Genomic DNA, 20,392 nt, shown 5'->3' with positions numbered 1-20,392 from the left:
CTGGCCTCCTAGTCCACCACGATCCTCGGTCCTACCAGGCCTGCGGGCGCCGAGGCCTTCTCCCAGACGCGGTCGGCGATCGCGCGATAGGCCGCGGCCTCGTGCGTATCGGGTGCGGCCAGCACCACTGGCTTTCCGGCATCGGAAAGCTCCCGCACCGCGAGCGTCAGCGGCAGCTCCCCCAGGAACTCGACCCCGAGACGCGCCGCCTCCGCGCGCGCACCGCCATGGCCGAAGATTTCGCTCCGGTGATTGCAGTTGGGGCAGCAGAAGTAGCTCATGTTCTCGACGAGCCCGAGCACGGGCACGTTCACCTTCTCGAACATGCGGATGCCCCGCCGCGCGTCGAGCAGCGCGACGTCCTGCGGCGTGGAGACGATCACCGCGCCCCGCAGCGCCACCCGCTGCGACATGGTGAGCTGCGTGTCCCCCGTGCCCGGCGGCATGTCCACCACCATCACGTCCAGCGCGCCCCACTCGACCTGGGACATCATCTGCTCCAGCGCGCCCATCACCATCGGCCCGCGCCAGACCATCGGCGTCTCCTGGTCCACCAGGAAGCCGATCGACATCGCCTTCAGCCCCCAGCGCTCGATCGGGACGATCCGCCCCTCCGCCGTCCGCGGCTTTTCCGTCGTGCCGAGCATCTGCGGCAGGGAGGGGCCGTAGATGTCGGCGTCCAGCAGCCCCACGCGCAGCCCCTTCTGAGCGAGCGCGACCGCTAGGTTCACTGCCGTCGTGGACTTGCCCACGCCGCCCTTGCCGGAGGCGACGGCGATCACCGCCCCCACCTCTCCCAGCAGCATCGCCGCCCCCGGCCGCCCGCCATGCGCCTGTGGGGGTGCCTGGGCCGGCGCAGGGGAGGGGGGCGCCTCCCTATGTGCCGTCAGCACCGCGCTGGCCGAGAGAACGCCGGGCACCGCCCGCAGCGCAGCCTCCACCGCGGCGCGCAGCGGCTCCATCGCCCGCGCCCGCTCGCGCGGTACGGCGATCTCCACTTGCACCATGCCGTCCCGCACCGCGACGCCGCCGACCATGCCGGCCGAGACCACGTCGCGCCCCGTCCCCGGATCCCGCACCCGCCCCAGCGCCGCCCGAACCGCCGCTTCCAGACCGCTCACCATCGCTTGAAAACCCCCCATACCCGGCCAACATGGCGATGTGCCTGGAACAGCACCGAAAAAGGGGTGCCGGGCCGAGAATGCCATATGGGCGGCCCCGACCCCGCGCAAGCGGGCGGGGCCGCGCCTTTGACGAGAGGGAGTGCGACCGGCCCATGCCGTGGAACAACAGCGGCGGACCGAACCCGTGGGGATCTCCCGGCGGCGGTAACCGTCCGCAAGGCCCCTGGGGCGTCCCGCCTCCCGGTGGAGGCGGCGGCAGCGGCCGAGGTCCGGACCTCGACGACGCCATCCGACAGGCGCAGGACGCGGTGCGCCGCTGGCTTCCCCGCGGGGGCGGCACCGGTTTCGGGCGCGGCGGCGGCAGGGGTCTGGCGGTTCTCGCCGTCCTGGCTATCGGCGCCTGGGCGGCCTCTGGCTTCTACCGCGTGCAGCCGGACGAGCAGGGCGTGGTCATGCGCTTCGGCGCCTTCAACCGCACGACGCCGCCGGGCCTGAACTACCGCATCCCCTGGCCGGTCGAGAGCGTGACGACGCCGCGCGTCACCCGCATCAACCGCGTCGATGTCGGCTTCCGCAGCGCCGTCGACTCCGGCGCCATTGCCCAGCGCCCCACGCCCTCCCGCGACGTGATCGAGGAGAGCATGATGCTGACCGGCGACGAGAACATCATCGACATCGACTTCGCCGTCTTCTGGCGGATCCGCGATGCCGGCGAGTACCTCTTCAACACGCGCAACCCCGACGTCACCGTGAAGTCCGCCGCTGAGAGCATGATGCGCGAGGTGATCGGCCGCACGCCCATCCAGCCCGCGCTGACGGAAGCGCGCGCGCAGATCGAGCAGCAGGTCCGCCTCGGCACCCAGGCGATCCTCGACCAGTATCGCGCGGGCGTGGAGATCACGCAGGTGCAGCTCCAGAAGGTCGATCCGCCCGGCGCCGTCATCGAGGCCTTCCGCGACGTCCAGCGCGCGAATGCCGACCGCGAGCGCGCCCGCAACGAGGCGGAATCCTACCGCAACGACATCATCCCCCGCGCCCGAGGCGAAGCCGCGCGGATGGTGCAGGAGGCGCAGGGCCAGAAGGACAGCCAGATCGCCCGCGCCCGCGGCGAGGCGGCGCGCTTCGTCTCGGTCCTCTCCTCCTACCAGGTCGCGCGCGAGGTCACGATGCGCCGCATCTACCTCGAGACGATGGAGGATATCCTCCGCCGCAACCCGAAGATCATCGTGGACAACCGCCTGCAAGGACTCGTCCCGCTGCTCAACCTCGACAATGGCCGCCCGGCGCAGCCTGCCGTCCGGCCGGCACCGCCTGCCGTCGCTGGCAGCGTGCCCAGCATGCCCCCGCCGCCGCGCGTGCCGCAGCCGGGAGTTGGCCGATGAACCGCCTGACCATCGCCGCCATCGCGGCGGCCGTCATCCTCGTCACCGCCGCCTCCTCGCTGTTCACGGTGCAGCAGACGCAGCAGGTACTGATCACGCAGTTCGGCCAGCCCGTGCGCGTGATCCAGACGCCCGGCCTGCACGCGAAGGTGCCCTTCATCCAGAGCGTGATCGCCCTCGACCGCCGCCTCCTCGACTTCGAGGGACCGGGTGAGGAGCTGATCCTCGGCGACCAGCGCCGCCTGATCGTCGACAGCTTCACCCGCTACCGCATCGTCGACCCGCTGCTCTTCTTCCAGACCGCGGGCGTGGCCGAGAGCGGCATCCGCGGGCGCCTTGCCTCCATCGTCTCCTCGGCGCTGCGCCGCGTGCTCGGCAACGAGTCGCTCCTCTCCGTCCTCTCGGCCGAGCGGCTGCGCGTGATGAACGAGATCCGCGATCAGGTGAACGTGGAGGCCAAGCGCTTCGGGATCGAGGTGGCCGATGTCCGCATCCGCCGCGCCGACCTGCCGGAGGAGAATACCCAGGCCGTGCTCTCGCGCATGCAGTCCGAGCGCGAGCGTGTGGCGCGCGAGGCCCGCGCAGAGGGCGCCGAGCAGGCCACCCGCATCCGCGCGACCGCCGACCGCGACCGCACGGTGCTGCTGGCCGAGGGCGGCGCTAGCGCCGACATCCTCCGCGGTCAGGGCGAGCAGGAGGCGATCCGCATCTCCGCCGATGCCTTCCAGCGCGACCCGGAGTTCTTCGCCTTCTGGCGCGCCATGCAGGCCTATCGCGAGGCCTTCTCGGAGGGTGGCGAGTCCCGCATCCTTATGGCACCCGAGGGCGAGTTCTTCCGCTTCTTCCGCGACCTGCCCGAGCCGGGTGCCGCCCCCGCGGCGGTGCCTGCCGCGCCGGCCGCTGCCGCGCCCTGAACCCAGACAGGCCCGCGCCCCAGGGCGCGGGTCATTTCCAGCCTAAAAAGAGTTACTCCCACCGAGGCGTGATCGCACCCATCCCCCTTTGGGCGGGCAAGGCCCTTCCCGGGCCGGGCGTTCGGGCCAAATCTCGCGGGAGTGACGAACCAACCCCCCGAAGGGAACGTGCCCGTGCGCTTCCGCCTGCCGATTTCGACCACGCTCGCGCTGATTGCGGCCCTTGCCGCGGCCCCCATGGGGCCCGCGCTCGCGCAGACCCCGATGCGGGACGCCCCCACCTCCTTCCGCCCGCTCGCGCAGCAGCTCCTGCCTGCGGTGGTCAGCGTGCAGGTGACCACCGCGCCCACCGCGCGCAACGCCGCGCGCCCCGACGCGCCGGACGCGCCCCAGGCCCCACCCGGCAGCCCCTTCGAAGAGTTCTTCCGCGACTTCCTTGAGCGCAACCGCCCGCCCGGCCAGCGCGGCCCGAACCAGCCCTCCCCGCAGCAGCGCCGCGGCACCTCGCTCGGCTCCGGCTTCATCATCGACGCCGCCGAGAAGCTCGTGGTCACCAACAACCACGTCGTCGAGGGCGGTACCGAGATCAACGTGGTGCTGAGCGACAACACGACGCTCCCCGCCGAGCTCGTCGGCACCGATCCGCGCACTGACATCGCGGTGCTGCGCATCAAGACCGACCGCCAGCTCACCTCCGTCGATTTCGGCAATTCCGACGATGCGCAGGTCGGCGACTGGGTGCTCGCCATCGGCAATCCCTTCGGCCTCGCCTCCTCGGTGTCGGCCGGCATCATCTCGGCCCGCTCGCGCGATATCCGCCAGGGGCTCTACGACGACTTCATCCAGACCGACGCGGCGATCAACCGCGGCAACTCGGGCGGCCCGCTCTTCGACATGGCCGGCAAGGTCGTGGGCATCAACACCGCCATCTACTCGCCCTCCGGCGGCTCGATCGGCATCGGCTTCGCGATTCCCTCGAACCTCGCCCGCGGGATCGTGGCTCAGCTGCGCGACGGCGGCCGCGTGCGCCGCGGCTGGCTCGGCGTGAACATCCAGCAGGTGACGGACGAGATCGCCGACAGCCTCGGTCTCAAGGGCGGCAGCCGCGGCGCCCTCGTCGCCCGCGCGCAGGAGGACGGACCGGCCGCCAAGGGCGGCATCCGCAATGGCGACGTCATCTTGCGCTTCAACAACCAAGACGTGCGCGAGATGCGCACCCTGCCGCGCATCGTGGCCGAGACCCGCGTCGGCACCGAAGCGCCAGTCGTCGTCTGGCGCGATGGCAAGGAGGAGACGGTCAACGTCACCATCGCCGAGCTGCCCGCCGATCAGGCCGAGGCTCAGGCCCGCGGCGCCACCCCGGCCCAGCCCCGTAGCCAGGTGGTGGAGCTGTCTGGTCTCGGCCTGAAGGTCGGCCCGATCACGCCCGAGGCGCGCGAACGCTTCAGCCTGCGCCCCGAGCAGCGCGGCGTGCTGATCACCGACGTGGACCAGGGCGGCAGTGCCGCCGAGCGCGACCTGCGCCCCGGCGACGTGATCGTGGAGGTGCAGCAGGAGCGCGTGAACACCCCGCAGGAGGTGCAGACCCGCATCGAGGCGCTCCGCCGCCAGAACCGCGCCACGGCCCTGCTGCTGATCGAGGGCGCGCAGGGCCAGCGTTTCGTGCCGCTCCGCCTGCGCGAGGACGGGAACCAGCGGCGCAACTAGGTCGCCGCGGAAAAGGGCTGGGGGAGAGATCCCCCGGCCCCTTTCTGATTCCTGTCCCGATGACCGCCCTTCCACAGGCCGTTGCGGAGCCTTCCACAAATCCGTCGCCTTCCTGTAAGATCACTGAAACAAAGGGCCGCTAGCTCACGGCGGCACCCAAGGTCCAAGGAGGTCTCGTGCCCATGCGGCGACGCTCACTCGCGGCCAGCGCCCTCGCGCTGTCCGCCCTCGCCTCCAGCTGGATGCCCGCCCGCGCGCAGGCGCCGGCCGGCCAGCCCATCGAAATCCAGTTCTGGCACGGCCTTACCCCGCCCGCCGGTCCGCAGCTGGAGCAGATCGCGGCGGACTTCAACGCCAGCCAGAGCCGCTACAAGGTCGTTCCCTCCTTCCGCGGCAGCTATGCCGAGACGGTGGTGGCCGCCATCGCCGCCTTCCGCGCGAACACCGCGCCGCACATCGTGCAGATGTTCGAGGTCGGCACGGGCACGATGATGACTGCTGGCCGCGCCGTGAAGCCGCTGCACGAGATGCTGGCTGAGACCGGCGTCGCGATCGACACGCGCGACTTCATCGGTCCCGTCGCCGGCTACTACAGCACCGCCGACGGCCGGCTGATGGCCATGCCGTTCAACAGCAGCACCGCCATCGCCTTCTACAACAAGGATATGTTCCAGCGCGCCGGGCTGGACGTGAATACCTTCCCCCAGACCTGGGAAGGCGTGGAGCAGGCGGCGGTGAAGCTGAAGGCCGCCGGCATCGCCTGTCCCATGACGAGCTCCTGGCCGAGCTGGGTGATGGTCGAGGAACTGCTCGCCATTCACGACGTGCCGCTCGCCAGCCGCGCCAACGGCTTCGAGGGCCTCAACACCGAGCTGAACCTGACCAACCCGCTGATGGTCAAGCATCTCGAGAACCTCGTCCGCTGGCAGAAGGACGGCCTGTTCCGCTACGGCGGCCGCGACTCAACGGCCGACCCGATCTTCCCCGCCGGCGAGTGCGCGATCACCTTCGGCTCCTCCGGCCTGCGCGGGCGCATCGAGCGCGAGGCGCGTTTCCAGTGGGGTGCGGCCATGCTGCCCTTCTACGAGGGCACCTCGCCGCACAACTCCATCATCGGCGGCGCCGCCCTCTGGTCGATGAACCGCGGGCCGAACAACACGCGCAGCACCGAGGAGTGGCGCGGCGTGGCGGAGTTCTTCCGCTATGCCACCAGCCCAGCCGTGATGGCGAAGTGGCACCAGGACACCGGCTACGTCCCCGTGACCCGCGCCGCTTATGAGCTGAGCCGCAGCCAGAACTACTACGCCCGCAACCCTGGCGCCGACGTGCCGATCGAGCAGATGCTGCGCGGCGGCGAGCCCACGCCGAACAGCCGCGGCATCCGTCTCGGCGGCTTCATCGAGATCCGCAACATCATCCAGGAGGAGATGGAGCGGGCCTTCCAGGGCGGCCAGAACGCGCAGCAGTCCCTGGCCAACATGAACACCCGCGGCAACCAGGTGCTCCGCAATTTCGAGCGCACCAACCGCAACAACTGACGAAGCGGGGGCGGGGAGCGATCCCCGCCCGCATCAGCCGGCGCCGAGCGCACGGTCCAGCGTTGCCGAGGCCCCGACATCGTAGAGCGAGGCCAGCCATCTCCTCAGCGCCTCCACGAAGCGCGCCTGCCCCGCGAGTTCGCCGAAGAACGACCCGATGGAGAGCAGCGGCATCGGATCCGCCCCGCCCTCCGCCGCCTTCTCCCTCAGCAGCGCCGCCAACGGGTGCCGGATCTCGATCGCGTCGCCCTTGTCGTCCTGCCCGCGCAGGCGCCGCATCCAGGCGGCCAGCGCCAGGGCCAGCAACTCCACCTCGCCCCCGATCGCCAGGCTCGCCTGGATAGGCATCACCAGAAGGTTGATTGGCGCGTCCGTGTTGATGCGCTCCACCGTGTCCTCGATCGCGGGATTGGCGAAGCGCGCGATCAGGGTGCGCTTGTAGGCCGGAAGATCCACGCCCTGCACGGGCGCCAGCGTCGGTCCTGTCTCGCGGTCCATCAGCGCGGCCATGTAGGCGCGCATCCGCGCATCGGCCATCACCTGGTGCACGAAGCGGTGCCCCATCAGCCGCCCCAGCGCCGCGATCGCCAAGTGGCTCCCGTTCAGCAGCCGCAGCTTCATCACCTCGTAGGGCGCGACATCCGGCACGAATTGCGCGCCCACCGCCTCCCATTCCGGCCGCCCGGCGGCGAAGCGGTCCTCGATCACCCATTGCGTGAAGCTCTCCGCGAAGACCGGCCAGCGGTCGCGCAGCCCGTAGGCGCTCTCGAGATGCGCGACATGGTCCGGGCGCGTCGCCGGCGTGATCCGGTCGACCATCGTGTCGGGAAAGGCGCCCTGCGCCTCGATCCAATCCGCCAGCCGCGCGTCCCGCAGCCGCGCGAGCGAGAGCACGGCACCGCGCAGCACGTCGCCGTTGTTCTGTATGTTGTCGCAGGTCATGGCCGTGAAGGCGCCGCGCCCCGCCGCCATGCGCCGCCTGTAGGCCTCCACAATCACGCCGATCGCGCTCATCGGCCGCAGCGGCGCCGCCAGGTCCGCGCGGATCATCGGATGCTCCGGATCGAGCGCCCGCGTCGCCGGGTTCAGGAGGTAGCCGTTCTCGCTAACCGTCAGGCTGACGATGCGGATCGCCGGATCGTCGATCCGCGCCAGCAGCCCCTCCGTGCCTTCCCCCGCGAAGACCACGTCGGCGAGCGAGCCGATGACGGAGACGCTTTCCTCCACCCCGTCGCGCTCCACCAGCGTGTAGAGCCCGTCCTGGGGCGCCAGGCTCTCCCGCACGCGCCGATCGCCCGCCATCAGCCCCGCGCCGACGATCCCCCAACCCATCGCGCCGGGATCGCGCTCCATCAGCGCGTGGGTGTAGCGGGCCATGTGCGCGCGGTGGAAGGCGCCGAGCCCGAGATGAACGATCCCCGCCCGCACCCCCGCCGGGTCGTAGCCAGGACGCCGCACGGGCGCGGCGATCCGCGGGAGGTTCGCGCGATTCAGTTCAATGCCCGTCATGTCGTCCAGTCTCGCGTCCCCGTGAAGGAGGTCGCGCGGAATAGAGGCCGGTCGCGCCCGGCGAACAAGACCGCCGGGCGAACGGATCGTCGACCGTGCTCAGCCAGCCATCATTCCTCGTCCTCGCCCGTCAGGAAGTCGAAGTCGCAGCCCTGGTCGGCCTGCAGCACCGTGTCGTGGAACAGCTTCGCGTAGCCGCGCTTCGGGGCGGGCCGAGGCGGCACCACCGCCTTCGCGCGCTGCGCCAACTCCGCCTCGTCCACCAGCAGGTTCAGCGTGCGCGCCTCCACGTCGAGCGCGATGCGGTCGCCCGTCCGCACCAGCGCCAGCGGCCCGCCGACCGCCGATTCCGGCGTCACGTGCAGCACGATGGTGCCGAAGGCCGTGCCGGACATGCGAGCGTCCGAGATCCGCACCATGTCCTTCACCCCTGCCTGCGCCAGCTTGCGCGGGATCGGCAGGTATCCGGCCTCCGGCATTCCCGGCGCTCCCTTCGGCCCCGCGTTCCGCAGCACCAGCACGTCCTCGGCCGTCACGTCGAGGGCGGGATCGTCCACGCGGTTCGTCATGTCCTCCACACTGTCGAAGACCACCGCGCGGCCGGTATGCTGCAGCAGCGAGGCCGTCGCCGCCGAGTGCTTGATCACCGCACCGCCGGGGCAGAGATTGCCCCGCAGCACCGCCATCCCACCCGTCGGCTTCAGCGGCGCGCTGCGCGGGCGGATCACCGTCTGCCCTGGCACCTCCTCCGCCAGCTTCAGGTAATCGGCCAGCGTCCCGCCCAGCACTGTCGGCGCGTCGAGGTCGAGATGCGGCTCCAGCTCCCGCAGCAGCCGCGGCACGCCGCCCGCGTGGTGCAGGTGCTCCATGTAGTGGTCGCCGGAGGGCTTGAGGTCGATCAGCACCGGCACGCGCCGCCCGATCTCGTCGAACTCCTCGAGGTCCACGCGCAACCCCACGCGCCCCGCGATCGCAGCCAGGTGCACCAGCCCGTTCGTGGAGCCGCCGATCGCCTGCAGCACCGTCATCGCGTTGCGGAGCGAACCCGCCGTCAGCAGTGCCTTCGGCGCCGGCCCGCCGCGCTTCGCCATCTCCACCGCCACGCGCCCGCTCGCCTCGCCGCAGCGCAGGCGCTCCGCGTGGGGCGCCGGAATGGCGGCGCTGTAGGGCAGGGAAAGGCCCATCGCCTCGATCATGCAGGCCATGGTGCTCGCCGTGCCCATCACCATGCAGGTGCCGACGGAGGGCGCCAGCCGCCCGCTGATCACCTCGATCTCCGCCTCGTCAATATTGCCCGCCCGGTGCTGCCCCCAGAGGCGCCGGCAATCCGTGCAGGCCCCCAGCACCTCGCCCCGGTGGTGCCCCACCACCATCGGCCCCACCGGCACCACGACCGCGGGGATGCCGGCGCTCGCCGCCCCCATGATCTGCGCCGGCAGCGTCTTGTCGCAGCCGCCGATGAGGACCACCGCGTCCATCGGCTGGGCGCGGACCATCTCCTCCGTGTCCATCGCCATCAGGTTGCGAAGGTACATCGAGGTCGGGTGCGCGAAGCTCTCGTGGATCGAGATCGTCGGGAAAGCCATCGGCAGCCCGCCCGAGAGCATCACCCCGCGCCGCACCGCCTCGATCAGCTGCGGCGCGTTGCCGTGGCAAGGATTGAAGTCGCTCGCCGTGTCCGTGATGCCGATGATCGGCCGGTCGAGCGCATCATCGGAATAGCCGGCCGCCTTGATGAAGGCCTTGCGCAGGAACAGCGAGAACCCCGCATCCCCGTAGCTCGTCAGACCCTTCCGCAAGCCTTTGGACATCGGCACCCTCCCTCGCAGCCCCCTTGCCGGGAGCCCGCGGCGAGAGTGCGCGGGGCGGCGCCCTTGTCAATTGCCCGCGGAAAGGAGGGCGGTCTTTCAGCCCCGCTCGTAGAGCAGCCGCGCCCGCACCGTGCCCGGCAGCGCCCGCAGCTCCTCCAGCACGACGTTCGCGTCCGCCAGCCCCTCGGCGTCCACCACGACGTAGCCGATCTCGGAATCCGTCTGCAGGTACTGGCCCGCGATGTTCGCGCCGCGCCGGGTGAAGACCTCGTTGATCGCGGCCAGCGTGCCCGGGTGGTTGCCGTGCACGTGCAGGAAGCGCGCCCCCCGCTGCCGTGCCGGCAGCACCGCCTCGGGGAAGTTCACCGCGCCCAGCGTCGCGCCCATGTCGGAGTAGTCAACGAGCTTGCGGCCCGTCTCCTCCCCGATGCGGGACTGCGCCTCCACCGTGCTGCCGCCGATATGCGGCGTCAGGATCACGTTGCGCAGGCCCTGGAGCGGCGAGTGGAAGGGGTCGGTGTTCTTCGCGGGCTCCTCTGGGAAGACGTCCACGGCCGCGCCGCCCAGGTGCCCGCTCTCCATCGCCGCCTTCAGCGCATCGAGGTCCAGCACCCGCCCGCGCGCGTTGTTCAGCAGGATCGCGCCCGGCTTCATAAGCGCGATCTCGTCCGCGCCGATCATGTTCTGCGTCGCCACCGTCTCCGGCACGTGCAGCGTCACCACGTCCGCCCCCTCCAGCAGCGCCCGCAGCGAGGGCACCGAGAGCGCGTTGCCGTGCGGCAGCTTGGGAATCACGTCGTAATAGGTCACGCGCATCCCGAAGGCCTCGGCCAGCACCGAGACCTGGGCGCCGATATTGCCGTAGCCGACGATGCCCAGCGTCTTGCCGCGCACCTCCCGGCTATCGGCTGCCGACTTGTCCCAGACGCCGACATGCGCGCTGTTGGACCGGCCAGGGATGCCGCGCAGCAGCATGACGATCTCCCCCATCACCAGCTCCGCGACCGAGCGCGTGTTGGAGAAGGGCGCGTTGAAGACGGGGATGCCACGCTTGCGCGCGGCCGCCAGGTCCACTTGGTCCGTGCCGATGCAGAAACAGCCGACCGCGATCAGGCGGTCCGCCTCCTCCAGCACCGCCTCCGTCACCCGCGTGCGCGAGCGGATGCCCAGGAGGTGAACGCCCTTGATCGCCTCCCTCAGCGAGGCCTCGTCCAGCGCCTTCTTCTCGCGCCGGATGTTCGCGTAGCCGGCCGCGTTCAGCGTCGCGACCGCGCTGTCGGAGATACCCTCCAGCAGCAGGATCCGGATCTTGTCCTTGGCCAGCGAGATCGGGCCAAGGGACGCATTGGGGGAGGGGAGGGCGTCGGGCATGGCTGGGATGGATGCCGCATCCGCCACCGCCCGCGCAACCGCGCCGCGCGCGCGTCTGGCCTGCCCCGCCGTCGCGGCCGGCCCTCGCGCCTCTTTGTGCCAGCCGCTGGCGGCGCCCGCCTAGCCCCGGCCGGGTGCCGCCGGCCGCGCCTCGCCTACCCTGGCCATCCCAAGATTGGCCCGCACCGCCGTCACCACCTCCTCCGGGGTGGACCCTGGGCGGAACAGCGCCCTCAGCGACCCGTCCCGCCCCATGAGGTAGGTGAAGGCGGAATGGTCCATCAGGTACTCCGTCGCCCCCGGCGGCGTGACCTTGCTGTAGTAGACCCGCCAGGCCCGGGCGGCGGCGGCCACCTGCTGCGGCGTGCCCGTCAGGCCGATGATGGAGGGATGGAACTGCTCCACGTACTCCTTCATCTTCGCCGGCGTGTCCCGCTCCGGGTCCACCGTGATGAAGACCGGCCGCACCTCGGCCGCCTGCGGCCCCAGCATGTCCATCGCCTGGGCGATCACCTGCAGCTCGGTGGGGCAGACATCCGGGCAGAAGGTGAAGCCGAAAAGGATCAGGGAGAGCTTTCCACGCAGGTCCTCCTGCGTCACCGTCCGCCCGTTGCCGTCCACCAGCGCGAAGTTTCCGCCGATGCTCACCCCGCCCGGCAGCGCCACGCCGGTGGCCGGAGGAGGGGCGGTGCCCACGCCGACAATCCGTGCGAAGGCCGTTCCCACCCCTTCCCCGGGCGCGCGCGAGAGGAAGGCCGCGCCCCAAAGCCCCCCGAGCACGGCGAGGAGAAGGAGGGCGGCGATGCGGATTGCGCGGGTCATGGGCCCCCATATAGCGCAGCCGGTGCAACGGGGGATGGGGTAGGCACGTTTCCAGCCCTGTCGCCCGCCCCCAAGGAACGAGTCGCGGTCGAGGCGCAGGCCCGAAAGGACAAGCGAGACGATGCCCGCCCACCAGATCCCCGCCGCCGAGGCCCGCGCCCAGACTCGCGCGCTCGAGAGCCTGGCCGAGATCGCGAACGACAACCTGCCCGAGCCCCTGCGGCACGAGGTGGCCGCCCGTGTCCTCCTCGCGGCGCGGCAGGTGAGCGGCCTCTTTGCCGGCGCCGTCCTGCCCCGCGGGACCGACAGCCGTGCCGAGCAGGTGGTGGAATCGATCGCCGCCGGCTGGGATCCCCGTGCCGTGACCGCCCTCGAATTTGTCGAGACCCTGCCGGTCCGCACCCTCGACGGCCTGCTGGGGCATGCCCCGCGCTGGGCCCGCGCCATGCGCGCCCTCATCGCCCCGCAGCCCGGCTCCGCCGCGGCCTGAAGGCGCCCTGACGACGCGAGGCGGCGCGTAAACGCCCGCGGTGGAACGCTACTCGTCCGCGGCGGAACGGTGCCCATCCTTGGGCAGCCCGCTTAACCGCAGTTTCACCCGTCCCCCGCATCCTCCCCTGCCTCGAAAGGCGCGGGCGGACAGGCGATGGCGATCACGGCCGCGGGCATCGTGCCCGCGAGCATCCTTGAGAACAACGCGCGGGGTGACTGGGTCGCGACGCTCTTCCTGAGCGGCGGCACCGGCATTACCGACGTTGCGCTCACGGGCCAGGACGCCTCCCTCTTCCTGGCCGCCCTCGGCACGGGCGGGCGGGTCACGATCACGCCCGCCCTGACCTTCGACCGGGAGGCCTACGCCCCCGGCGCCGATCCTGTCTTCTCCTTCAGCCTCTCCATCCGCGACGCCGGCACCTGGACCGCGCTGCCCGACATCCTCTCCGTCACCCTTCAAGGGGTGGACGACGCCGCGCCCTCCGGACTCCGCTTCTCCAGCGGTGGCTCGGTGCTAGAGACCGACATAGCCGGCACCATCGGCACCCTGACCGCCGACGACCCGGACAGCCCCTCCGGCAACATCACCTACAGCGTGCTCTGGCCCGACGCCGCCTTCTTCGAGATCGTGGGCAACACCCTCAAGCTGCGCGCGGGCGTGGACCTGCTGCGCCAGGGCGGCACGGTAAGGGAGGTGATGATCGAGGCCAGCGATGGCCTGCACGAGGCCGCCTTCACCCTGCCCGTCACCGTCGTGAACGTGACGAACCAGGACGGGCCCACTCCCTCGCCGCCGGCCTCGCCCCCCTATTCTCCGCCGGTAGCGCCGCCCCCGTCGCCGCCGGTCACCGTACCCGTCTCGCCGCCGGCCGCAGTGGATGTCGGGCAGGACGTCACGCCGGTCTCGCCACCCGCTTCCCCGCCCATATCGCCGCCCGTCTCCCCGCCGCCCTCGTCCCCAGCCGCTAGCATCGTGGTCACCCATACCGGCGGCTCGACCGACGTGGCGGAGGGTGGGGCGACCGACACCTTCACGGTGCAGCTCTCCCGCATGCCCACCGCCGCCGTCACCCTTCAGATCGGCGCCGATAGCGACCTCACCATCGCCGCCGGCACGGTCACGCCCGCGGCGAAAAGTATCTCCTTCACCATCCAGCCGAGCGACTGGGCCACCCCGCGCGTGGTCACCGTCGGGGCCTTGGACGACAACATCGTGGAGGGGCCGGAGACCGCGCACCTCACCTTCAGCATCACGAGCACCGACCTCAGCTTCAAGGCGCTGACCGGCACCACGATGAACGTGGGCATCGCCGACAACGACGCGAATTACGGCCTCAACCTGCGCGAAACCGGCATCAACACAGCGGTGGTGGAGGGCGCGGCAGGGGATCTCTTCACCATCGCGCTCTCGATCCGCCCGACCGCGCCCGTCATGCTCGAAATCCTCGGTGGGGCCGACCTCGCCGTCCTGCCCAGCGGGGGTAAGGCCGCCCCCTCCTACAGCATCACCTTCACCCCCACGGATTGGGCCAACCCGCGCGCGGTCATGGTCCAGGCCATCGAGGATGGCATCATCGAGGGCACGGAGGTCACCGGCGTCACCTTCCGTCTCACCAGCGAGGACCTGCATTACAACAACCTCAAGGTTGCCGCCCTGCCCGTGCTGGTCGCGGATGCGGCCGTCGCGCGGGGCCACGGTGCCGCCGCCGCCGCCTGGGCCGCCGACCTGCTGCGCCCCGCGCCGACCTACGACCCCGCCGTCGTGAAGCCCGCCGCCGGTGCGGCCGACGTCTGGTGATGACCCGTCACACCACCGCCGATATCTCCCGCTTGAGGCAGCGCAGGGTAAAGGCGCTGCGCGTGTGCCGCACCCCCGGCAGCCGGTAGACCTTCTCCCGCAGCAGGCTCTCGTAGCCCGCCGTGCCGTTCACCGCGGCCTTGATAATGTAGTCGTATTCCCCGGTGACGAGGTGGCATTCCAGGATTTCGGGAATGGCGTTCACCGCGTCCTCGAAGCGCCGCAGCGCCGCCTCGTCGTGCTTCTCCATCATCACCTCCAGGAACACTGTGTCCGGCATTCCCAGCGCTGCCTGGTCCAGCAGGGCGGCGTAGCCCCTGATTACGCCCGCCGCCTCTAGCCGCCGCACCCTCGTCCAGCAGGGGGAGGGGGAGAGCCCCACCTCCTCCGCCAGCTCCGCATTCGACAGCCGGCCCCGCCGGGCCAGTGCCCGCAGGATGCGCCGATCCGTCGCGTCCAGTGCCCGCCGATCCCCTGTGTCCATGAATCCCCCCATTCGCAGAAGCTTCTTCCGTTCCTTCGGCGGTGCACAACACAAAACAGGGCAAACCCGCCGCGAATTCCAGCGCATCCTCTCCCATATCAGGGGCGAGAACGAGCGCCGGAAAGGAGCCGTCCGTGGGAAGCATCCAACGTGCGACCGTGAGGCTGGAGGACCGCTGGGAATCGGGCACCGAGCCCGTGCTGATGACGGGCATCCAGGCCCTGGTCCGCCTGCCACTTGCCCAGCGCGCCCTGGACCGCGCCGCCGGCCACGATACCGCGGGCTTCGTCACCGGCTATCGCGGCAGCCCCCTTGGCACTTACGACAAGGAGCTCCACCGCCAGGCGAAGCGGCTGCTGGAAGCCGGCATCGTCTTCCAGCCCGGCCTGAACGAGGACCTGGCCGCGACGGCCGCCTGGGGCAGCCAGCAGGCCAACCTGTTCAACGACGGCACCAAGGACGGCGTCTTCTCCATCTGGTACGGCAAGGGCCCGGGCGTGGACCGCAGCGGCGACGCCCTCCGCCACGCCAACATGGCCGGCACCGCGCCGCTCGGCGGCGTCCTCGCCCTGGCGGGGGACGATCCCTCCGCCAAGTCCTCCACCGTCGCCAACGCCTCCGACCACGCCTTCATGGACCTGGAGATCCCCTTCCTCGACCCATCGGGCGTGGGGGAGATCCTTGAGTTCGGTCTCAAGGGCCTCGCCCTCTCGCGCTTCGCCGGCACCTGGGCCGCGATGAAATGCGTTGCGGACACGATGGACGCCAGCGCCACCTTCCGCATCGATCCCGCCTGGGCGCCGGTGATCCCCGAAGGAAATTTCGACGGCGAGGACGGCCGCCACATCCGCCTGCGCGACATCGTCCTCGCCCAGGAACGCCGCCTCCGCCTCACGCGCCTTCCTGCCGCCGTCGCCTTCGCCCGCGCCAACGGGCTCGACCGCGTGGTGCTGGACGCGCCCCGCCCCCGCTTCGGCGTCGCCGCCCGCGGCAAGGCCTACGCCACGCTCCGCCAGGCGATGCTCGACCTCGGCATCGACGACACCGCGGCCCGGCTGCTCGGCCTGCGCATCTGGAAGGTCGGCCTCGCCTGGCCGCTGGACCGCGAGGCCGCCCGCGCCTTCGCCTCGGGCCTCGAAGAGATCCTCGTCGTCGAGGACCGGCGCTCCTTCCTCGAAGCCCAGCTCCGCGACGCCCTCTACGGCACCGCCGGCGCCCCGCGCATCACCGGCAAGCGGGACGCCGACGGCACGCCGCTCCTCTCGGAACTCACCGAGCTCGACGCCGCCGCCGTCGCCCGCGCCCTCGACGCTCGCCTGCCGCGAGAGGCTCGCCCGGATTCCATGGCCGCCCGCCTCGCGGCCCTCGACGCCCTGGCGCGCGCCGCCACCGCCCCCATCGCCCTCCGCCAGCCCTGGTTCTGCCCGGGCTGCCCGCACAACACCTCGACCAAGGTGCCCGAGGGCTCGCGCGCCATGGCCGGCATTGGCTGCCACTACATGGCCACATGGATGGACCGGAACACCGAGGTTTTCACCCAGATGGGCGGGGAGGGGACTCCCTGGCTCGGCCAGATGGCCTTCGTGAACACGCGGCACGTCTTCGCCAATCTCGGCGACGGCACCTACTCGCATTCCGGCAGCCTCGCGATCCGCGCGGCCATCGCGGCCAAGGCGAACATCACCTTCAAGATCCTGGTCAACGGCGCCGTCGCCATGACCGGCGGTCAGACGCCCGAGGCCGAGATGTCGGTCCCCCGCATCGCCGCCCAGATGGCCGCAGAAGGCGCCGCCCGCGTCGTCGTCGTCTCCGACGATCCATCCCGCCACCAGGGCGATCCCCTGATCCCCCGCGGCACCGCCTTCCACCATCGCGATCACCTCGACGCCGTGCAGAAGGAGCTGCGCGAGGCGGAGGGCGTCACGATCCTCATCTACGACCAGGAATGCGCGACCGAGCGCCGCCGCCACCGCAAGCGCGGCACCGCCCCCGCGGCGACGAAGCGCGTCGTCATCAACCCTCGCGTCTGCGAGGACTGCGGCGACTGCGGCGTGCAGTCCAACTGCCTCGCCGTGCAGCCCGTGCAGACCGAATTTGGCCAGAAGCGCGCCATCGACCAGAGTGCCTGCAACCAGGACTTCTCCTGCCTGAAGGGCTTCTGCCCCTCCTTCGTCACGCTGGAGGGAGCGGAGGTCGCGGCGCACCCGGAAACCGAAGCGGCCCCGGCAAACCTGCCCGAGCCCACCCCGCCCGTGCTGCGCGGCGAGGCCTGGAACATCGTCCTCGCGGGCATCGGCGGCCAGGGCGTCACCGCCCTTTCGGCCATCCTCGCCATGGCCGCGCATATCGACGGCCGCCCCGTCCGCACGATGGACCAGCTCGGCCTTGCCCAGAAGGGCGGCGGCGTGCAGGCGCAGCTCCGCATCGGGGCCGAGGGCGCCGCCGAAACCCTCGCCGGCCCCCGCATTGGTGCCGGGCAAGCCGATCTCCTGATCGCCGCTGACGCCATCGGTGCCCACGGCGCCGCCGTCCGCCCGCTTCTCTCGGCGGAGCGCACGGCCAGCGTGGTGAATGCCGAACTCGCCGCGACGGCCGGCTTCCTGCTGGGCACGCCGCGCGCCGACGCGGGCGCCGTTCTCGAAAATCTCCGCGCCGCCTCGCGCGACCTGATCGCACTCCCTGCCGCCCACCGTGTCGAGGAAGCGCTCGGCGACGCCATCTTCCTCAACGTCTTCCTCCTCGGCGCCGCCTTCCAGCGCGGCCTCGTGCCCCTGACCCTCGCGGCCATCGACCGCGCCCTGGAACTCAACGGCGCCGCCGTGGACCGCAACAAGCAGGCCTTCGCCCTCGGCCGCGCCGCCGCTCTCGAGGCCCCGCCCGCCCCGCGCGCGCCGGAAACGCTCGACGCCCTCATCGCCCGCCGGGGTGCGGACCTCACGGCCTACGCGAACGCCGCCTACGCCCGCGCCTACACGGATTTCGTCGCCCGCGTCCGCGCCACCCCCGGGGCCGACGAGGCCCTGACGCGCGCCGTCGCCGTCCAGCTCCACCACCTCATGGCCTACAAGGACGAGTACGAGGTCGCCCGCCTCCACGCCGATCCCGCCTGGCAGGCCGACCTCCGCGCGCATTTCACCGGCACGAAGCGCACCGTTCTGCACCTCGCGCCGCCCTTCCTCTCGAAGGTCGAGCCCGACACCGGCCGCCCCGTGAAGCGCGAGTTCGGCCCCTGGATGCTCCGCGCCATGGGCCTGCTGCGCCACGGCAAGTTCCTCCGCGGCACCGCCCTCGATCCCTTCGGCCGCACGGAGGAGCGCCGTACCGAGCGCGCCCTAATCAGGGAGTTCCGCAGTGGGCTGGAAGCCATGCTCCCCCGCCTTGACGCCACCACCCTGCCGGTCGTCTTGGAATGGGTGGAGGCATGGGGCGCCATCCGCGGCTTCGGCCCCGTGAAGGCGCGCAACATCGAGCGTACCCGCCCGCGCCTCGCCGCCATCGCCGCGCGCCTCGACGTGCCGGCTCTCGCGGTCGCCGCGGAATGACGCTTAGCGTCGCGGCGCCAGCGTCCCGAAGGTGAAGATACCCTGTGTCCCGGCGGCCGGATCGGCATTCCCCGTGAAGGCAAGCGCGAAGTCGGAGGCCGCCCGCTCGCCGGGCGACACGCGGAAGGTGATCTGCCGCGCCGGTCCCGCATTCGGCACCGGCACCGTGCCGTCGAAGGCGCGCGTGACCGTCAGCCCGGGCCGCGCCACGCGCTCCGCCAGCCGCACGAACAGGGGCTCCGCCGTCTCCACATCCATCCGCTGCAACCGCATGGAACACCCCGCCGGCCGGTCCGAGAGGATGAGCACGATCCCCCCCACCGCCGGCCCCTGCGCCACCAGCACGCGCCCCGCGCCCCCGCGCAGCATCGCCCGCGCGCGCTCCGCCGGCACTTCGGCGAAGCCCGCCTCCAGCGCGGCGGCCAAGCTGTCGCCCCCGGTCAGCACCCGCGCGCAGACCTGCATGAAGCTGCCCATCGCCGCCACCGTCTCCTCCGTCAGCGGCGCGGCGGCGCGGGCGGGCAGGGCGCCCAGCAGCGCTGCCGCCAGCAACAGGGCTGGACGGCGCCGAAGCGGGGAGCGCCAATGATGCAAACGGAGGAACACGGTCATGCCCCTGGATAGCGCCTTCGACCTTCCTGAGGACACCCGCGCGCTCCGCGACGTCGCCCAGGACTTCGCCCGGGACGTGCTGGCGCCGAAGGCTCTCGAATGGGACGCCGCCCGCCACTTCCCGGTGGAGGAGATGCGCCAGGCGGCCAGCCTCGGCATGGCCGCCCTCTACGTCCGTGAGGAATCGGGCGGTGCCGGCCTCACCCGCCTCGACGCCGCCGTCGTCTTTGAGGCCCTGGCGACAGGCTGCCCCACTACCTCTGCCTTCCTCTCCATCCATAACATGGTCGCCTGGATGATCGACCGCTGGGGCACCGAGGCCCAGCGCGCGGAGCACCTGCCATCCCTCGTTACGATGGAGCGTCTCGCCTCCTACTGCCTGACCGAACCTGGCTCGGGCAGCGACGCCGCAGCCCTCCGCACCCGCGCCACCCGCGATAATGAGGGCTATGTCCTCAACGGCTCCAAGCAGTTCATCTCCGGCGCTGGCACCTCCGACCTCTATCTCACCATGGCCCGCACAGGCGGGGAGGGACCCGACGGCATCTCCGCCCTGCTGATCCCCAGGGAAACCCCCGGCCTCTCCTTCGGCGCCAACGAGCGGAAGATGGGCTGGAACGCCCAGCCGACCCGCACCATGGATTTCCAGGATGCCCGCGTCGCCGCCGACCGCCTGCTGGGCGAGGAAGGCCAGGGGTTCCGCATGGCCATGGCCGGTCTCGACGGCGGGCGCCTGAACATCGCCGCCTGCTCCCTCGGCGGCGCCCAGCGTGCCCTCGACATCGCGCTCGATTACGTGCGGGAGCGCCGCGCCTTCGGCAAACCGGTCGCCGACTTCCAGGCCACCCAGTTCCGCCTCGCCGACATGGCGACGGAGCTGGAAGCCGCCCGCTCCCTCCTTTGGCGCGCCTGCGCCAAGCTGGACGGCAAGGCCCCCGACGCCGGCCCGTTCTGCGCCATGGCCAAGCGCTTCGCGACCGACACCGGCCACCGCGTGGCCGACGAAGCCCTCCAGCTCCTCGGCGGCTACGGCTACCTGCACGACTACGGCGTGGAGAAGCTCGTGCGCGACCTGCGCGTCCACCGCATCCTCGAGGGCACGAACGAGATCATGCGCGTCATCATCGCCCGCCACATGCTCGGTCGCCGGTAGCACCCCCCCCCCGATCGCATTGACAGTGCAACGGTCAAAAAGGCACATTCTCGCAACGAAGGGTTGCGGGACGGGACCTCCGTGCCACCGCCTCGCCCACCAAACCATCGTGCCCCAGGGGCACGAGGAGCCG

15 protein-coding genes are annotated in these 20,392 nt (G+C 71.3%); 8 read left to right on the top strand and 7 right to left on the bottom strand.

Annotation, left to right across the window (positions count from 1 at the left end):
• Window positions 1–8: 8 nt before the first annotated feature.
• Window positions 9–1,124, bottom strand: coding sequence for an Mrp/NBP35 family ATP-binding protein (locus D9599_RS01415; protein ID WP_198379408.1), 1,116 nt, complete (start codon window positions 1,122–1,124; stop codon window positions 9–11).
• A gap of 152 nt (window positions 1,125–1,276) precedes the next feature.
• Here D9599_RS01415 and hflK point away from each other — a divergent pair, with 152 nt between their 5' ends.
• From hflK to ugpB, 4 genes are all read left to right on the top strand, one after another.
• Window positions 1,277–2,506: an FtsH protease activity modulator HflK gene (gene hflK / locus D9599_RS01410; RefSeq protein WP_198379407.1), complete on the top strand. Its 1,230-nt coding sequence runs from the start codon at window positions 1,277–1,279 to the stop codon at window positions 2,504–2,506.
• A complete protein-coding gene (hflC, locus tag D9599_RS01405) occupies window positions 2,503–3,420 on the top strand; it encodes a protease modulator HflC (RefSeq protein ID WP_198379406.1) in 918 nt (305 codons plus the stop codon). Before hflK ends, hflC begins: the two co-directional genes overlap by 4 nt.
• A 174-nt stretch (window positions 3,421–3,594) precedes the next feature.
• Window positions 3,595–5,127, top strand: coding sequence for a DegQ family serine endoprotease (locus D9599_RS01400; protein ID WP_309228506.1), 1,533 nt, complete (start codon window positions 3,595–3,597; stop codon window positions 5,125–5,127).
• 182 nt (window positions 5,128–5,309) lie between these two features.
• Window positions 5,310–6,665, top strand: coding sequence for a sn-glycerol-3-phosphate ABC transporter substrate-binding protein UgpB (ugpB, locus tag D9599_RS01395; RefSeq protein WP_198379405.1), 1,356 nt, complete (start codon window positions 5,310–5,312; stop codon window positions 6,663–6,665).
• Between the two features lie 33 nt (window positions 6,666–6,698).
• Here ugpB and D9599_RS01390 read toward each other — a convergent pair whose 3' ends face one another.
• The 4 genes from D9599_RS01390 to D9599_RS01375 all read right to left on the bottom strand — a co-directional run bounded on the left by D9599_RS01390 (window position 6,699) and on the right by D9599_RS01375 (window position 12,178).
• On the bottom strand, window positions 6,699–8,174 hold the full coding sequence (locus D9599_RS01390; RefSeq protein WP_198379404.1) for a mannitol dehydrogenase family protein: 1,476 nt from the start codon (window positions 8,172–8,174) through the stop codon (window positions 6,699–6,701).
• Window positions 8,175–8,284: 110 nt separating this feature from the next.
• Window positions 8,285–9,985: an IlvD/Edd family dehydratase gene (locus D9599_RS01385; RefSeq protein ID WP_198379403.1), complete on the bottom strand. Its 1,701-nt coding sequence runs from the start codon at window positions 9,983–9,985 to the stop codon at window positions 8,285–8,287.
• Between the two features lie 96 nt (window positions 9,986–10,081).
• Window positions 10,082–11,356 carry a phosphoglycerate dehydrogenase gene (gene serA, locus D9599_RS01380; protein ID WP_198379402.1) on the bottom strand — a complete coding sequence of 425 codons (1,275 nt, stop codon included), beginning with the start codon at window positions 11,354–11,356 and terminating at the stop codon, window positions 10,082–10,084.
• A 120-nt stretch (window positions 11,357–11,476) separates the two neighbouring features.
• Window positions 11,477–12,178, bottom strand: coding sequence for an SCO family protein (locus D9599_RS01375; protein WP_198379401.1), 702 nt, complete (start codon window positions 12,176–12,178; stop codon window positions 11,477–11,479).
• A 121-nt stretch (window positions 12,179–12,299) separates the two neighbouring features.
• On the opposite strand from D9599_RS01375, the gene D9599_RS01370 reads away from it, so the two are divergent.
• Both D9599_RS01370 and D9599_RS31885 read left to right on the top strand, forming a co-directional pair.
• Entirely contained in the window at window positions 12,300–12,668 is a 369-nt protein-coding gene (locus tag D9599_RS01370; RefSeq protein WP_198379400.1) for a hypothetical protein, read from the top strand.
• 156 nt (window positions 12,669–12,824) lie between these two features.
• Window positions 12,825–14,468: a cadherin repeat domain-containing protein gene (locus D9599_RS31885; protein WP_198379399.1), complete on the top strand. Its 1,644-nt coding sequence runs from the start codon at window positions 12,825–12,827 to the stop codon at window positions 14,466–14,468.
• Between the two features lie 7 nt (window positions 14,469–14,475).
• Here the strand turns inward: D9599_RS31885 and D9599_RS01360 are convergent, their stop codons facing one another.
• Window positions 14,476–14,952, bottom strand: a complete 477-nt coding sequence (locus D9599_RS01360) for an Lrp/AsnC family transcriptional regulator (protein ID WP_232480012.1) — start codon at window positions 14,950–14,952, stop codon at window positions 14,476–14,478.
• Between the two features lie 134 nt (window positions 14,953–15,086).
• Here D9599_RS01360 and D9599_RS01355 point away from each other — a divergent pair, with 134 nt between their 5' ends.
• Window positions 15,087–18,494 carry an indolepyruvate ferredoxin oxidoreductase family protein gene (locus D9599_RS01355; RefSeq protein ID WP_309228505.1) on the top strand — a complete coding sequence of 1,136 codons (3,408 nt, stop codon included), beginning with the start codon at window positions 15,087–15,089 and terminating at the stop codon, window positions 18,492–18,494.
• Window positions 18,495–18,497: 3 nt separating this feature from the next.
• Here D9599_RS01355 and D9599_RS01350 read toward each other — a convergent pair whose 3' ends face one another.
• Complete coding sequence (locus tag D9599_RS01350; protein ID WP_198379398.1) at window positions 18,498–19,106, bottom strand: NMCC_0638 family (lipo)protein; 609 nt, start codon at window positions 19,104–19,106, stop codon at window positions 18,498–18,500.
• Here D9599_RS01350 and D9599_RS01345 point away from each other — a divergent pair.
• A complete protein-coding gene (locus D9599_RS01345) occupies window positions 19,105–20,259 on the top strand; it encodes an acyl-CoA dehydrogenase family protein (protein ID WP_198379397.1) in 1,155 nt (384 codons plus the stop codon). The genes D9599_RS01350 and D9599_RS01345 overlap by 2 nt on opposite strands.
• Window positions 20,260–20,392 lie beyond the last annotated feature (133 nt).

The sequence above is a fragment of the Roseomonas sp. KE2513 genome (genome assembly GCF_016107305.1).
GTDB lineage: Bacteria > Pseudomonadota > Alphaproteobacteria > Acetobacterales > Acetobacteraceae > Roseomonas.
Note: the sequence above shows the minus strand (reverse complement) of the source record. Positions and strands in the feature narration are given on the sequence as shown.